This window comes from Lentzea sp. NBRC 105346 (assembly GCF_030269605.1).
Taxonomy (GTDB): domain Bacteria; phylum Actinomycetota; class Actinomycetes; order Mycobacteriales; family Pseudonocardiaceae; genus Lentzea.
The window spans coordinates 244,218-259,982 of record NZ_BSTQ01000001.1 but is presented as its reverse complement, the minus strand read 5'-3'; the positions used below and the strand labels follow the sequence as shown (position 1 = coordinate 259,982).

Here is a 15,765-nt window from a genome sequence, read left to right as displayed (position 1 = left end):
CCGGCCACCTGGACGAGTAAGCCCTGAGTCCGGGCGGTGTCTGGAGACAGACGAAGGGTGTTCAAGATCAGTTTGTGACGACCGACCTGAACACCCTTCTACCGCACTTACCCTCGCCGTCGCCCAGGCCCTGCTCGGCATCCGTTCCGAAGCAGGCTGGCTGAGGTTCCTGCCCCGCCATCCGCCCGGCAATCTGCGGTTGCTGCGGCACTGGCTCGCGAGCTGGGCGCCCGATGTCCGGTTCATCGCGCCGCAGGGCACCTACCTCGCGTGGCTCGATCTGCGGGAGACCTCCGCGCCGCAACAGGATCTGCACGCCTATTACGACCTGACTCGAAAAAGCGATCTCGCCGCTTTCACGCCTTGCGCGACGTCTCTCGGCTGGTTGGTCAGCCGTCTGAGCGACGCACGTCTCTCCGCCCGCGTCGAGGCATTGCTGGTGATCGCCGAGAAGCCGGCCGGCACCCTCGGCGAGATCGTGCTCCGCCTCTCGCGCACCGGCATCCTCCTCGGCCACCCGGTACCGGCGGCCGGCGCGCGATCGTCACCAGCTGACAGGTAACGACCTCAGTCCGCGGATCAGTTGCCCGTCGATGAACTCGAGCTGGTCCGGCGGCACCGCGAGGCGCAGGGCGGGGAACCGCCGGACCAGTGAGCCGATCGCCACCCGCAGCTCCATCCGGGCGAGCTGAGCGCCGAGACAGTGGTGGGCGCCGTGCGCGAACGCGAGGTGCGGGTTCGGGGTGCGGCCGAGGTCGAGCACGTCCGGGTCGGTGAAGACCTTCGGGTCGCGGTTGACCGAGGCGAGCTCGACGAGCACGGTGTCGCCGGCCTTGATGTGCACGCCGCCGAGTTCGAGGTCCGCCAAGGCCATCTGGGGGAATTCGGCGACTGCGGCGAGCGGGGTGAAGCGCAGCAGCTCTTCGATCGCCGTGGGTAGCAACGACGGATCGGCTCGCAGGCGGGCGAGCTCGCCGGGGTGTTCGAGCAGCACGCAGGTGAAGTTGCCGATCTGGTTCACCGTCGTGGCGTGTCCCGCGACGAGCAGCGCCACCCCGAAGCTCGCGATCTCGAACTCGGACAGGTGCCCACCCGCCTGTACGAGCCCGGTGAGCAGGTCGTCCGAGGGGTGTTCACGCCGTTGCTCGGTCAGCCGGCAGAGGTAGGTCACCAGGTTGATGCGGGCATCCAGCACCTGGTCGGGGGTATAGGCGGTCAACGCGACCGCGGCGTCCGACCAGGCGTGGAACTCCTCCCGGTCCGCGTAGGGCACGCCGAGCAGCTCGCAGATCACCGTGATGGGCAACGGCTCGGCCAGCTCCTTCACCAGGTCCGCGGGCGTGGTCATCCGGTCCAGCAGGTCGTCGACGATCCGCTGCGTCCGCGATTCGAGCTCCGCCACCCGGCGCACGGTGAACGCCTTGGACACCATGCGGCGCAACGAGGTGTGCTCGGGCGGGTCCATGGTGTGGATCGACCGGCTGGCCTGGATGACGGGCCGCGCCCGCGGCACGTCCGCGCCGACGGTCATCGCCCGGCCGAAGCGGCGGTCGTCTCCGAAGACCGCTTTCGCCTCCGCGTACGTGGTGACCAGCCAGGCGTCGCCGCCGTGCGGCATGCGGACCCGCGTCACCGGCTCGGACGAACGCAACTCGGCGAACAGTGGATCGACGTCCAGGCGGTGCTGCGGTCCGAACGGGTAGGCCCGAGTCACGATGCGTTCCCTTCGACCACCCCGGCGATCTCCGCCAGAGCCGATGTCATGGCGTTGTGCGTGGTGTCCACGTGGTGCCGCTCGATCCCACCCGTCACGTGCGGCGACCACGCCGTGCCGTCCGGTGCGCCGGCTGGACGTCCTTGTGTGGCGAGGAAATGCAGCATCGAGCCGTCGAAGACGCCCTCGGTCGCCGAGCGCATCACCTCGATGTGTGCGGCGTACGCCCGGCGGACGGCGGTGATCATCCGCTCGTCGGGAGTGATGCCCATCTGGTCGATCAGGCCCAGCAGCTCCTCCTCGCCGGGCACCGCCGCGGTATCGACGGAATACCGCAGGGGGTAAGCGTCCATGATCGCGAGCAGCGCCACCTCCTCCCCCGACGCGCGCAGCCGCACCGCGAGCGCGTGTGCGACGTTGCCGCCGAACGACCAGCCGAGCAGGTGGTAGGGGCCGTGCGGCTGCACCGAACGGATCCGCCGCACCAAGGAGTCCACCATCGAGTCCATTGTGGATAGCGGTCCGGTCAGGGCGGGTGACTGCAGGCCGTACAGCGGCCGGTCGGGGTGCAGGTGTGCGAGCAGACCGTGGTAGCACCAGCTCAGGCCGAGCATCGGGGCCACGGCGAACAACGGCGGCCGGTCCCCTTCCGCCCGCAACGGGTGCAGCACCTCGAACCCGGAGGACGCCCCGGTGGTCAGGATCAAAGCGAGGCCGGCCGGGGTCGGGGCTTCGAATACGCTGCGCACCGGCAGTTCCACCGCGAACTCCGCCTTGATCCGGTCGATCAACCGCGGCGCGAGCAGTGAGTGCCCGCCGAGCCGGAAGAAGTTGTCGTCCGGTCCGGCCTGCTTGCCGAGTACCTCGGCGAACAGGCGGCAGATCCGCCGCACCGGTTCGGACGCGGGTTCCCCGGCCGACACCGCCTCGACATCCGGCAACGCCTTGCGATCGACCTTCCCGTGCGCGGTCACCGGCAGTTCGTCGAGCGGCACCACCGCGGACGGCACCATGTACTCGGGCAGCATGGTCGCCGCGTGGGCGCGGACCACCTCCGGATCGGTCGCCGTTCCGACGACGTAGGCGATCAGCCGCTCGTCGCGCACGACGACGATCGCCCGTGTGACACCCGGACAGGCGCCGAGCACCGCCTCGATCTCGCCGGGTTCGATCCGGAACCCGCGCAGCTTGATCTGGTCGTCCGCGCGGCCGATGAAATGCAGTTGTCCAGCCGAGTCCCACCTCGCGAGGTCACCGGTGCGGTACATCCGACCCCGCGGCGAGGCGACGAACCGCGTGGCCGTCAGCGCCGGCCGGCCGAGATACCCGCGGGCGACGCCCGGACCCGCGAGGTACAGCTCCCCCGCCACGCCGACCGGCACCGGGCGCAGTCCCGCGTCGAGCACGTGCACCCGGGTGTTGACGATCGGCCGGCCGATCGGTGTCTCGCTGCCGGACAGCGGATCGCTGAGCGTGCCGAACACCGTCGCCTCGGTCGGCCCGTAGGCGTTGATCATCCGCCGGTCCCGCGACCACCGGAGCGCCACCTCGGGCGGACACGCGTCACCACCCACCAGCAACGTGGTGAGCGTCGGCAACGTGTGCTCCTCCGGCATGACGGCGAGCACGGCGGGCGGGATCAACGCATGCGTCACGGAGTGCCGGTCGACGAACGACGCGAGCGCGGCACCGGACAGCAGGCCCTCGGCGGGCGCGAGGACCAGCGTGGCGCCCGTCAGCAGTGCGCCGCACGTCTCCAGCACCGCCGCGTCGAAGCTCGGCGACGCGAACTGGAGCACCCGGTCGCCCGGCCCGAACCCCAGTGCCGCCACCATGCTCGCCAGCCCCTCGTGCGTGACCACCACGCCCTTGGGCACGCCGGTGGAACCGGAGGTGTAGATCAGGTACGCCGGGTTGCGCACGTCGACCGGCCGGTCCGTGCCCGCGCACGGCGCGAGGTCCAGCTCCTCGAGGTCGGCGCCGGTGAGGACCAACGCCGGCCCGGCGTCGCCGAGCAGGAACGCGATCCGCTCCGCCGGGTAGCCGGGGTCGATCGGCAGGAAGGCGGCACCCGCCTTCGCCACCGCGAGCATCGCGACGACGGCATGCACCGAGCGCGGCAGGACCAGCGCCACCACGGTCTCCGGCCCGGCTCCCCGTTCGCACAACGTCAGTGCGAGCCGGTTCGCCATGCCGTCGAGCTCCACATAGGACAGTTCACGGTCGCCCACGAGGGCGATGGCGTCCGGCGTTCGCAGCACCTGCGCCTCGAACAGCTCGGCGAGCGTCCGTGGCGCCACCGGTCGCGCCGTCTTGTTCCAGGCCGCGAGCTGGTACCGCTCCGCGGGCGACAGCAGCTCGATCCGGCCGATCGGCAGGTCCGGATCCGCGGTGACGTTCTCGAGCAGCCGGACCAGCCGGTCGAAGATCGCCGCCGCGGTGACGTGGTCGAACAGGTCGGTGCTGTACTCCAGGATGCCGTCGACGCCCCGGCAGGTCCGCCCGTCGCGGGTCTCGACGAGGTTGAGCACGAGGTCGAACTTCGCGACGCCGAGGCCGGTCGGCTCGGGGCTGATCACGAGATCCGCCAGTGCGACCGTGGTGTCCACGTTGGTGCCGAGGCTCAGCACGGTCTGGAACAACGGGTGCCGTGACGGCACGCGGTCCGGGTTGACGATCTCCACCAGCCGCTCGAACGGCAGGTCGGAGTTCTCATACGCGGCCAGGTCGGTCCTGCGGACCCTGGCCAGCAGCTCGCGGAACGACGGGTCGCCGGAGACGTCCGTACGGAGTACCAGGCTGTTCACGAAGAAGCCCAGCTGGTCGCGCAACGCCTCGTCGGACCGGCCGGCGATCGGCGCGCCGATCGGGATGTCCGGGCCCGCGCCGAGCCGGCTCAGCACGGCGGCGAGCCCGGCGTGCAGCACCATGAACAACGTGGTGCTCGTCCGGTCGGCCAGTTCGGCGAGCCTGGTGTGCAGGCCCGCCCCGATGGCGACGCCGAACCGCTCGCCCCGGTTGCTCGGCTGTGCGGGACGCGGCCGGTCGACCGGCAGGCGCAGCTCGTCGGGCAGACCGGCCAGCGCCTCGGACCAGTACGCGGCCTGCCGCGCAATCCGGCTGGTGGCGTCGTCCTCCTCGCCGAGCGCTTCCCGCTGCCAGAGCGTGAAGTCGGCGTACTGCAGGGGCAGCGGTGCCCAGTCCGGCTCGCGACCGGCTACGCGGGCGGCGTAGGCGGCCGACAGGTCGCCCGCGAGTGCCGCCAGCGCCGAGCCGTCGGCCGCGATCTCGTGCAGCAGCAACAGCAGGACGTGCTCGCCCTGTCCGAGCACGAACAGCGTCGCACGCAGTGGTACCTCGGTGGCCAGGTCGAACCCGTACCGGCCCGCACTCCTCAGCGCGGACTGCAGTTCCTCCTCGGTAGTGTCCACAACGGACATGTCGACACCGGCGTTCTCGATGATCACCTGGTACGGCGTGCCGTCCGCCTCCTGGTACACCGTCCGCAGGATCTCGTGCCTGCCGACCACGTCGTCGATCGCGGCCTGGAGCGCGCTGGGGTCGAGATCACCGGACAACCGCAGCGGCAACGCGACGTTGTAGGTGGCGGTCGGACCTTCGAGCCGGTTGAGGAACCACAGCCGCCGCTGGGCGTAGGACAGCGGCAGCCGCTCCGGCCGCGGCATGCGGCGCAGCTCGACGTCCGCCCGCACCCCGCCGTCCACCAGCTTCGCGAGCCCGGCGGGCGTCGGCGCGTCGAACACCGCGCCGATCTCCAGTCGCACGCCGAACACCGTCTGGATCCGGCTGATCAGACCGGTCACCAGCAGCGAATGCCCGCCGAGCTCGAAGAAGCCGTGATCCGGGCCGACGCCGTCCACCTCGAGGAGCTCGCCGAAGATCGCGCACAGGATCTTCTCGTGAGGTGTCCGCCCTTCCGCCGCGGACGCCTCCACGACCGGATCCGGCAACGCCTTGCGGTCGAGTTTTCCGCTGTGGCTCAACGGAAGCTCGTCGAGGACCACGAACACGCCCGGCACCATGTACTGGGGAAGCACCGTGGCGAGGTGCTCCCGGACCCGTGCCGCGTCGACCCGGGGTGCCAGGTAGGCGACGAGCCGGTCGTCCCTGGCGACCACCGCCGCCTGGACGACGTCCGGGTGTTTCGTCAGCGCGGCCTCGATCTCGCCGAGCTCGATGCGCACACCCCGGATCTTGACCTGGTCGTCGGTGCGGCCGAGGAAGTCGAGCTCACCGTCGCGTGTCCACCTGGCACAGTCCCCGGTGCGGTAGAGACGGCCCGGACCGAACGGGTTGGCCACGAACCGTTCGGCCGTGAGGCCCGGCCGGTTCAGATAACCGCGGGCCAGCTGGACACCCGCCAGGTAGAGGTCTCCCGGCACACCCGGAGGAACGGGCCGGAGTTCGTGGTCCAGCACGTACGTGCGGGTGTTCCAGATCGGGCGGCCGATGGTGGTCGACTCCGAACACGTGACGTCGACGGAGGCCTCCGTTGGACCGTAGAGGTTGTACAACCCGGCGCCGAGGCGTTCGCGGAACCTGGCGGCGATCGCGGGCGTCAACGCCTCCCCGCTCGCGATCACGCGGCGCAGGCACGTCGGCAGCACCGGCTCGGCGAGGAAGGCCCGCAGCATCGAGGGAACGAAGTGGACGGTCGTGATGCGATGCCGGTCGATCAGCCGGACCAGCCGCACCGGATCGCGGTGCGCTCCGGGTGGCGCGACGACCAGGGTGGCACCGGTGATCAGTGGCCAGAAGAACTCCCACACCGACACGTCGAAGGCGGCGGGCGTCTTCTGCAGCACCCGGTCGACCGTCGTGAGTCCGAACCGGTCCTGCATCCACGCCAACCGGTTCACGATGCCCTCGTGCGGCACCACCACCCCCTTGGGCCGGCCCGTCGAGCCCGACGTGTAGATCACGTAAGCCGGATGCCGGCTCCCGCATCGCGTCCCCTCGACCCTGTGCCGGGGTTCCTCGGCGAACGGAGCCGATGCGACGTCGTCGAGGACGAGGAGAGGCCGGGCGTCGTCGCGCATGAACGCGATCCGCTCGGCGGGGAGCTCCGGATCGATCGGCAGGTAGGCGGCCCCGGACCTGAGCACCGCCAGCAGCGCCACGACCAGCTCGATCGAGCGCGGGAGGGCGACGGCGACGATCCGCTCCGGCCCCGCACCCCGTTCGACCAGCCACGCCGCCAGGTGATTCACCCTGGCATCGAGGTCCACATAGGACAGTCGCGTGTTCCCGAATACGAGTGCGGTCGCGGTCGGCGTGCGAGCGACCTGCGCCGCGAACAGTTCGGGCAGCGTCACGTCCGGCACCGGCCGGTCCGTGTCGTTCCAGGCGGCGAGCGCGCCGTGCTCCCCCGGCGTCAGGACGTCGACCTCGCCGATGGAACGGTCCGGTTCGGCGGCGAGCCGCGCCAGCACCCGGACCAGCCGGGCCGCGATCGCCTCGGCATCGGCGTGGTCGAACAGGTCGCGGCTGTAGTCGAGCTGACCGGTGATGCCGTCCTCGGTCTCCGCGAACTCGAACGAGAGGTCGAACTTCGTGCGGTGCGTCGCGACCTCTTCGAGCCCGACGACAAGCCCCGGCAGGTCGATCTCGGTCCGATCGGTGTTCTGCAGCGTGATCATCGTCTGGAACAGCGGGTGCCTGCCGCGCGACCGCTCCGGGTTGACGATCTCCACCAGTCGCTCGAACGGCAGGTCCTGGTGCGCGAACGCCGCCAGGCCACGGTCGCGCACCCTGGCCAGCAGCTCGCGGAAGGTCGGCCGGCCGGAGGTGTCGGTGCGCAGTACCAGGGTGTTGACGAAGAACCCGACCAGGTCGTCGAGCGCGTCGTCGGTGCGACCGGCGACCGGTGCGCCGAGCGGGATGTCGGTGCCCCCGCCCAATGCGGTGAGCAGCACGGCCACGCCCGCCTGCAGTGTCATGAACAGGCTCGCGTCGTCGCTCCTGGCCAGCCCGAGCAGGCGTTCGTGCACGTCGCGGCCGATGCGGAACGACACGCTGCCGCCACGGTGGCCGGCGACCGCCGGCCGTGGGCGGCTCGACGGCAGTGCGATCTCGAGCGGCAGTCCGGCGAGGGCCTCGGTCCAGAACGCGATCTGCCTGGCGATCTCCGACTCCGGGTCGTCCTCGTCGCCGAGCACCTCCCGCTGCCACAGCGTGAAGTCCGCGTACTGCACCTCCAGCGGGGTCCATTGTGGAGCGTCACCGGCACAGCGGGCCGCATAGGCGGTGGACAGGTCGCGTGCGAGTGGCCGGCCTGACGCTCCGTCCGCGGCGATGTGGTGCAGGGACAACACGAGGAGGTGCTCGTCCGGAGTGACCTCGCGCAACAACGCCCGGACCGGCGGCTCGGTGGTGAGGTCGAACCCGAGGGCGGCGAACGCCTCCGGTTCCTCATCCGAGACCAGGTCGACCTCCGCGCGGGAGAGCACCACCTGGGACGGTTCGCCGCCGGCCTCCGGGAAGATGGTGCGCAGGATCTCGTGCCTGGCGACCACGTCCGCGAGTGCCGCGCGCAACGCGGCCCGGTCCAGCGTCCCCGTCATGCGCAGACCGAAGGTGATGTTGTAGGCGGCACCCGCGTCCTCGAGCCGGTTCAGGAACCACAGCCTGCGCTGGGTGTGGGACAACGGCATCCGCGCGGGCCGCTCGAAGGGCCGTACCCGGCTGCGTGCCTCCACCGCCTCGTCGATCCTGCCGAGCAGGTCCCGTGGGCTGGGTGACTCGAACACGGCCCGGATCGGCAGCTCGGCACCGAACGTCGACCTGATCCGGCTGACCAGCCTGGTCGCGAGCAGGGAATGGCCGCCGAGCTGGAAGAAGTTGTCCCCGGCGCCCACGTCCGGCAGGGAGAGCACCTCGGCGAACAACCCGCAGAGCCGTTTCTCTCGCGGCGTTCGCGAGCCCGTCACCGCGGGCTCCCGGCTCCCCCCGGGATCCGGCAAGGCGGCCCGGTCCACCTTTCCGTTGGGGGTCAGCGGAAGCGTGTCCAGCTCGACGAACACCGACGGTACGAGGTACTCGGGCAGCAGGCCCGCCACGAACTGGGGAAGGTCCCGCGCGCCGGAGACGACGTAGGCGACCAGACGATCGTCGCGGGCCACCACGGCGGCCTGCGCGACCTCGGGATGCCCGGCGAGAACCGCCTCGACCTCCCCGAGCTCGACCCGGAATCCGCGCACCTTCACCTGGTCGTCGGCACGTCCGCCGAACAGCAGCTCACCGGATGCCGTCCACCGCGCGAGATCCCCGGTGCGGTACATGCGGCCGGTCCCGAACGGATCGGCGACGAACCGCTGTGCGGTCAGGCCCGGCTGACCGAGGTAGCCACGGCCGACGCCCGCACCGGCGAGGTACAGCTCACCGAGCCTGCCTGGCGCGACAGGACGCAGGTCTCGGTCGAGGACGTAGGCGCGGCGGTTGTCGATGGGCCTGCCGATCGGCACGACGCCGGGTACCGCGTCCGGATCGGACATGACGAAGTGCGTCGCGACCGAGGTCGCCTCGGTCGGTCCGTAGCCGTCGACGACGACCAGCCCTGGGCAGGCCCGCAGCATGCGGCGCACCGCCTCGGCGGGCACGACGTCCCCGCCCGCCCAGACCTCGCGCATGCCCGCGAAGCTCTCGGGCGCCTCCTCGGCGATCACCCGGAACAGCCCGGCCGCGACCCAGGCGCCGGTCACGCCGTGCGTCCGCACCAGCCGCGCGAGCGTCGCCGGGTCGAGCCGGCCGGGCGGCGCGAAGACGAGCCGGCCGCCGCGCAGCAACGGCACCCACAGCTCGTAGGTGCTCGCGTCGAACGCCGGCGTGGAGTGCACGAGCACGCGTTCGTGGTTCGGGCCGCGCAGCCTCCGGTCGTGTGCGAGTGCCACGACGTCGCGATGCCGTACACCGACCGCCTTGGGCGTGCCCGTCGATCCGGACGTGAACATGACGTACGCCAGTTGGTCCGGGTGCACGGGCACACCCGGATCCGTGTCCGGCAGGTCCGCGGAGACGTCCACGTCCCGCAGCACAAGCCGCGCGCCGCTCAACTCGATCAGCCGCTCGGCGCGCACGTCGTCGTCCAGCGGCACGTACGCCGCACCCGCCTTGACCACCGCGAGCACCGCCACCGACAACTCCGGCGAACGCGGCACCAGCACCGCGACCCGGTCCTCGGGCCGCACCCCGTCGCGGATCAGGCGGTGTGCCAGCCGGTTCGCCCTCGCGTCGAGCTCGCGGTAGGTCAGTTCCACGTCACCGCACACCAGCGCGACCGCGTCCGGAGTCGCCTCCACGACGGCGCGGAACGCGCGCGGCAACGCGATCTCGGGCAGGGAGGTGGTCGTCCCCTGCCACCGGGTGAGCACATCGGCGCGTTGCCCGGCGGGCAGGACACCGACCTGCCCGGCCCGCATCGAGGGGTCACGCGCCACCTCGTGGAGCACCTGCAGGAACTGCTCGCCGACAGCCGCGACAGCGTCGCGGGTGAACAGGTCCGGCTGGTAGCCGAGGTGCATGTACGGCTCGGGGCCGGGAATGACCGCCACACTCAGCGCGTAGTGCGTGGCGTCGTGCGCCTCGATGCTCGTGAGCCGGACGCCCGGCACGGGCTCGCGCATCTCCTCGTCGTCGAACGGGTAGTTCTCGAACACCATGATCGTGTCGAACAGCTCGCCCGCCCCGGCCAGTTGCCTGACGTCCGCCAGGTTCACGTGCACGAACGCGGAGAGGCCTGCCTGGTGGTCCTGCACCCCGCGCAGGAGGTCGGTGACCGGCCGCGCCGGGTCGACATGCGCCCGCAGCGGCAGCGTGTTGATGAACAGGCCCACCATCCGCTCCACGCCCGCGAGCTCCGGTGGGCGTCCCGCGGCCGTCGCCCCGAACACGACGTCGTCGCGGCCGGTGAGGTGGCTCAGCAGAATCGCCCATGCGCCCTGGAAGACGGTGTTGAGCGTGAGACCGTGCGCCCGTGCCCGGCCCGAGAGGGCGCGGTAGAGGGCGCGATCGAGGGGCACGGTGATCTGCTCGGGCCGCGCGGCGGTCCGCGGGCCGTCGACGGGCGCCAGCGACGTCGAGCCGGTGACACCGTGGAGGGCGGCACCCCAGGCTCGTTCGGCGGCCGCGCGGTCCTGGCCGGCGAGCCACGCCAGGTAGTCGCGATAGGACGCGACCGGCGGGAGTGCCATGCCCGCGTACAGCTGGAACAGCTCACGGATCAGAGTCGGCGTCGACCACCCGTCCAGCAGGATGTGGTGATGGGTCAGCAGGAGGCGATAGGTGTTGCCGCCCAGTGAGATCAGCGCGAAGCGCAGCAGGGGTGGCCGGGAGAGGTCGAACCGCCGCTCCCGGTCCTCGGCCAGGACGCCGGCCAGCGCCGCGGACCGGTCACCGGCGCCGGAGAGGTCGATCTCCCGCCAGCTCGGTTCCACATCGCCGGCGATGAACTGCACCGGATGATCCAGCTCGGTGTCCCAGAAGCCCGCCCGTAGCGTCGGGTGCCGGTGCAGCAACGCTGTCGCCGCGGCCCGTAGCCGCCCCGGGTCGAGATCGGCCTCGAAGTCGACGCACAGCTGCGGGGTGTACGGGTCCTCTGCTTCGTAGCGGGCGTGGAAAAGCATGCCCTCCTGCAGCCGTGACAGCGGCCAGATGTCCGTGACTCCGGGACGGGCCGCCTCCAGCCGATCGATCTGCTGCTGGTCCAGCCGCGCGAGCCGCACGTCCGACGGGGTCAGGCCGGGGACCGCGTGACGGATCACCTGACGCAGTGCCGCGACGAACCCCTCGCTCAGTTCGCGGATCCGGTCTTCGGTGAACAGCGCCGACGGCCACGTCCACGAGACGGTCAGCCGGTCGCCGTCCGCGACCGCGTCGACCTCCAGCGGGTAGGCCAGCGGCATGCGGTCGTCCGCACCCGCACCGTCCAGCGGCGAACCCGCGACCGCCCACTCCCCGGTGTCGAAGCGGCCGAGATAGTTGAAGGCGATCTGCGGCGTCCGTCCGGACAGCTCGGGCGCGGTGTCGCGGTTCAGGTAGCGCAGCAGACCGAACCCGATCCCCTTGTCCGGCAACGCCCGCAGCTGCTCCTTGACCCGCTGGAGCGCACGTCCGACGTCCTGGCCGGGGTCCAGCCGCACCGGGAACACGCTGGTGAACCAGCCGACCGTCCGGGAGAGGTCGGCGGTGCCGTGCTCGCGGCCGTGCCCTTCCAGGTCGACGAGCACCGCCGTCTCACCGGTGCCGCGCCACCGCGCCACCGCGAGGGCGAGCGCGGTCAGCAGGACTTCGTCGACACCACACCGGAATCTGGCCGGCACGGTCGTCAGCAGCTCCGCCGCCGGGACGTCGACACGCAGGGTGCGTGCCGTTGCGACCACGTCCGTCTCCGGTTCGAGCGACCGCTCGGTCAGTGGCGGGTCGCCGGCCTCCAGGACCTTGCGCCACCACGGGAGTTCGGCCACGCGCTCGTCCTCGGTGGACTGCAGGGCGAGTATCCCGGCCCACTCGCGCAGCGACGTGCCGACCGGTTCGAGAGCTTCCCCCCGCCAGGCAGCGATCAGGTCGGGCACGACCACCCGCCACGACACGCCGTCGATCACGAGGTGGTGCGCGACGATCAGCAGCCTTCCCTCGCGGCCGGGTCCCGCGTCGAACCACACGAGCCGCAGGACCGCGCCCGACACGGGGTCGAGCTTCGCCCGCACGGCCGGGGTGTACGCCGCGACCATCGCGTCGAGATCGGCGTCCGCCGCGTCGACGCGTTCCACGAGATCCGCATCCACGGTGCGGGGCTCGGCGACGACGAAGGACCAGTGTCCCGGTTCCAGGCGCATCCGGAACGCGTCGTGGTGATCCACGAGCGCCCGCGCCGACCGGGTCAACCGATCGAGCCCGAGGCCGGCGGGCACGCGCAGTACCAGCGACTGGCTGTACCGCGCGAACGGCCCGCCGAGCTCCCGGAGCCATTCGGTGATGGGGGTCGGACCGACCGTGCCGGCACCGGTCACCCGGACGGGGGCGGCCACCTTCGTTCCCGACACTGTCGTACCCGCTACGGCAGCCAGCGCGGCGACCGTCCGGTGCGTGAACACATCCCGGGTGGACAGCACCATCCCGGCACGACGGGCTCTGCTCACCAGCTGCATCGCGAGGATGCTGTCGCCGCCCAGGTCGAAGAAGCCGGTGTCGACACCGACCGCGCCGACTCCCAGCAGCTCGGCGAACAACCCGCACAGCACGAGCTCCGCCGGGCTGCGCGGACCGTCGGTGACGGGCAGTGCCGCGGTCGGCGCGGGCAGGGCGGCGCGGTCGATCTTCCCGTTGCCGGTCAACGGAAACGCGTCGAGAGCCACGATCGCGGACGGCACCATGTACGGCGGCAGGAACTCGGCGGCCCGCACCCGCAGGACGGCCGGATCGGTGGCGCCGGTGACGTACCCGACGAGCCTGCGGTCACCCGGCGCGTCCTCGCGGACCACGACCACGGCCTGGTCCGCCCAGCGCCGCAGCACCTCCTCGACCTCGGCGGGCTCGATCCGGAAGCCGCGGATCTTGAGCTGGTCGTCGGCGCGGCCGACGAACTCCAGGGTCCCGGTCGCGTCCCGGCGGACCAGGTCTCCCGTGCGGTACATGCGGCCGGGACCGAACGGGTTCGCGACGAACCGCGTCGCGGTGAGACCCGGCCGGCCCAGGTACCCGCGGGCGAGCTGCACACCGGTCAGGTAGAGCTCACCGGTCACGCCCGGTGGCACCAGTCGCAGCCCGGCGTCGAGCACGTGCGCGCCCGTGTTCCACATCGGGGTGCCGATGACGGGTCGCTCGTGCCGGGCCAGGTCCGCCACCAGAGTGTCCACTGTGGCCTCGGTCGGGCCGTAGTAGTTGACGACCCTCATCGCCGCTCGCGCGCGCAGGACCCGCCACAGCCGTTCGTCCACGGCCTCACCGCCGAGCAACAGGACCCGCGGGCGGGCGTCCAGCAGGCCCGCGTCCACGAGCTGGGCAGCGTGCGCCGGGGTGAGGTCGAGCATGTCGATCCGGTGCTCGCGGACGTACTCGACGAGTGCGAACGGGTCACGCCGCACGTCGTCGGTGATCACGTGCAGTTCGTGGCCCGCGATCAGCCACAGCAGCCCTTCCCACGACGTGTCGAACGTGAACGCCGCGGTCAGCGCGGCGGCCCCGGCGCCGCTGGGCTCGATCAGCCGGGCATTGTGGTCGTGGAAGAGGTTCGTCAGGCCGCGGTGCTCGGTCACGACCCCCTTGGGCCGGCCGGTCGAACCCGAGGTGTAGATCACGTACGCCGCGTGCGCCGGGTCGATCACGACACCGGGATCGGTCGCCGGACAACCGTCCGGATCACCGATCTCGTCCAGGACCACGACAGGGTTCGCGTCCTCGATGACGTACGACCCGCGCGGGTCGCCGGGGTCGATCGGCAGATAGGCCGCGCCGGACTTGAGCACCGCGAGCAGCGCCACCACGAAGTCCGCCGACCTCGGCAACCTGAGCGCCACCACGGTTTCCGGGCCCGCGCCCCGCGCGATCAGCGAGTGCGCCAGCCGGTTCGCCCGCTCGTCGAGCTCGCGGAACGACAGCCGCCGGTCCGCACACACGAGCGCGACCGCGTCCGGGGTCCGGCGAGCCTGCGCCGCGAACACGTCCACGACGGTGTGCCGGGGCACCTCGCGCGTGGTGTCGTGCCACTCGCGTTCCTCCGGCAGCACCACGTCGAACGTGGCGAGCGGCTGGTCCGGTGCGGCGAAAGTCTCCAGCAGCGCGACGAACCGGCGCAGATGCAGCTCGGTCTCCTCGGGCGTGTATCGCGCGGCGTTGGTGTTGAAGTCGACCTGGATGGTGCCGTCGCCCGCGCGGTCGTACACGTTGACGTTCAGGTCGTCGACCGGTCCGTTGGAGAAGTTGTGCGCCACGGTCGGGTTGCCGGCGAACGAGAGCGGCGGCTCGGCGGCCATGAAGTTGAGACAGGGACCGTACAACGGTTCGCCGGTACCCACCGCACCCGCGTCACGGGCGATCTCCTCGTGCGGGAACCGCTGGTGCCGCAAGGCGAGCCGGGCGCTCTCGGCGGCCTGCCGGACCAGCCCGGCGACCGTCGTCCCCCGCTCCACCCGCAACCGCAGGGGTACCTCACTGGCGAGCGTGACCGGAGTCTGTCGCGTGATTGCGGACCGGCGCCCGGTCACCGGCATGCCGATCATCACGTCACCGGTCCCGCACATCCGCTCCACGTACACGGCGAGTGCGGCGATCATCAGCGACGGCAGGCTGGCCCGGCACGCACGCGCGAGGGTGCGCAGCTCCGCGGCGACGGGCGCGGGCACGACGTGACTGCGCCGCACGAAGGCATGTGAGGTCAGGCCGGGACGTCCGGCGAGTCCCACGGCGACGGGCCGGTCGGCGAGCAGGCGTCGCCAGTACTCCCGGTCGGCGGTGTACTGCTCGCTCTCGCGGTAATTCGCCTCGTCGGCGAGAACGTCGCGCAACGACCCCATGGGGCTCGGCGTCCACGGCCGGCCCGCCGCCAGTTCGGTGTACACCTCGGCGGCCCGGTTCAGCACCATCGAGCTGGAGACACCGTCACCGATGATGTGATGGCCGGCGAAGTGAACCAGGTGCCGCTGCGCTCCGAGCACCAGCACGGCGAGATCGAACAGTGGGAAGCCGTCGAGCTCGACCGGCCGGTCGAGCCGGTCGCGAACCCACTTCTCCGCGGCCGCCCACGGATCCGGCGCGCCGCTGACGTCCACCACGGGCAGCGGCCAGTCGGCCGACTCCTCGACGCGCTGCCACACCCGGTCGCCATCGTGCCCGATCCGCACCTGATAGGGCTCCGCGTCGGCGATCGCCGCCCGCAGCGCCCGCACCAGCAGGCCCGCGTCGACCGGACCGAGGATCTCGACGCTCTCCTGCGCCCGATAGATCGGGTTGCCGGGATCGAGCTGCTGCGCGAACCAGAATCCCGCCTGCGCGGCCGTGAGCGGCAACCGGACGTCCTGCATTGCTTCCACCCTTGA

Annotated in this window: 3 protein-coding genes; 1 reads left to right on the top strand and 2 read right to left on the bottom strand. The window is 71.5% G+C overall.

What is annotated here, in order from left to right:
• Positions 1 to 199 precede the first annotated feature (199 nt).
• Positions 200 to 562, top strand: coding sequence for a hypothetical protein (locus QSK35_RS00880; RefSeq protein WP_285741239.1), 363 nt, complete (start codon positions 200 to 202; stop codon positions 560 to 562).
• On the opposite strand, the gene QSK35_RS00875 is transcribed toward QSK35_RS00880, so the two are convergent.
• Both QSK35_RS00875 and QSK35_RS00870 read right to left on the bottom strand, forming a co-directional pair.
• The gene (locus tag QSK35_RS00875) at positions 545 to 1,714 is read right to left on the bottom strand and encodes a cytochrome P450 (RefSeq protein WP_285741238.1); all 1,170 of its coding nucleotides are present in this window, start codon (positions 1,712 to 1,714) and stop codon (positions 545 to 547) included. The two genes, QSK35_RS00880 and QSK35_RS00875, sit on opposite strands and share 18 nt — an antisense overlap.
• A complete protein-coding gene (locus tag QSK35_RS00870; RefSeq protein WP_285742432.1) occupies positions 1,711 to 15,750 on the bottom strand; it encodes a non-ribosomal peptide synthetase in 14,040 nt (4,679 codons plus the stop codon). The genes QSK35_RS00875 and QSK35_RS00870 overlap by 4 nt, the downstream gene beginning before the upstream one ends.
• Positions 15,751 to 15,765 lie beyond the last annotated feature (15 nt).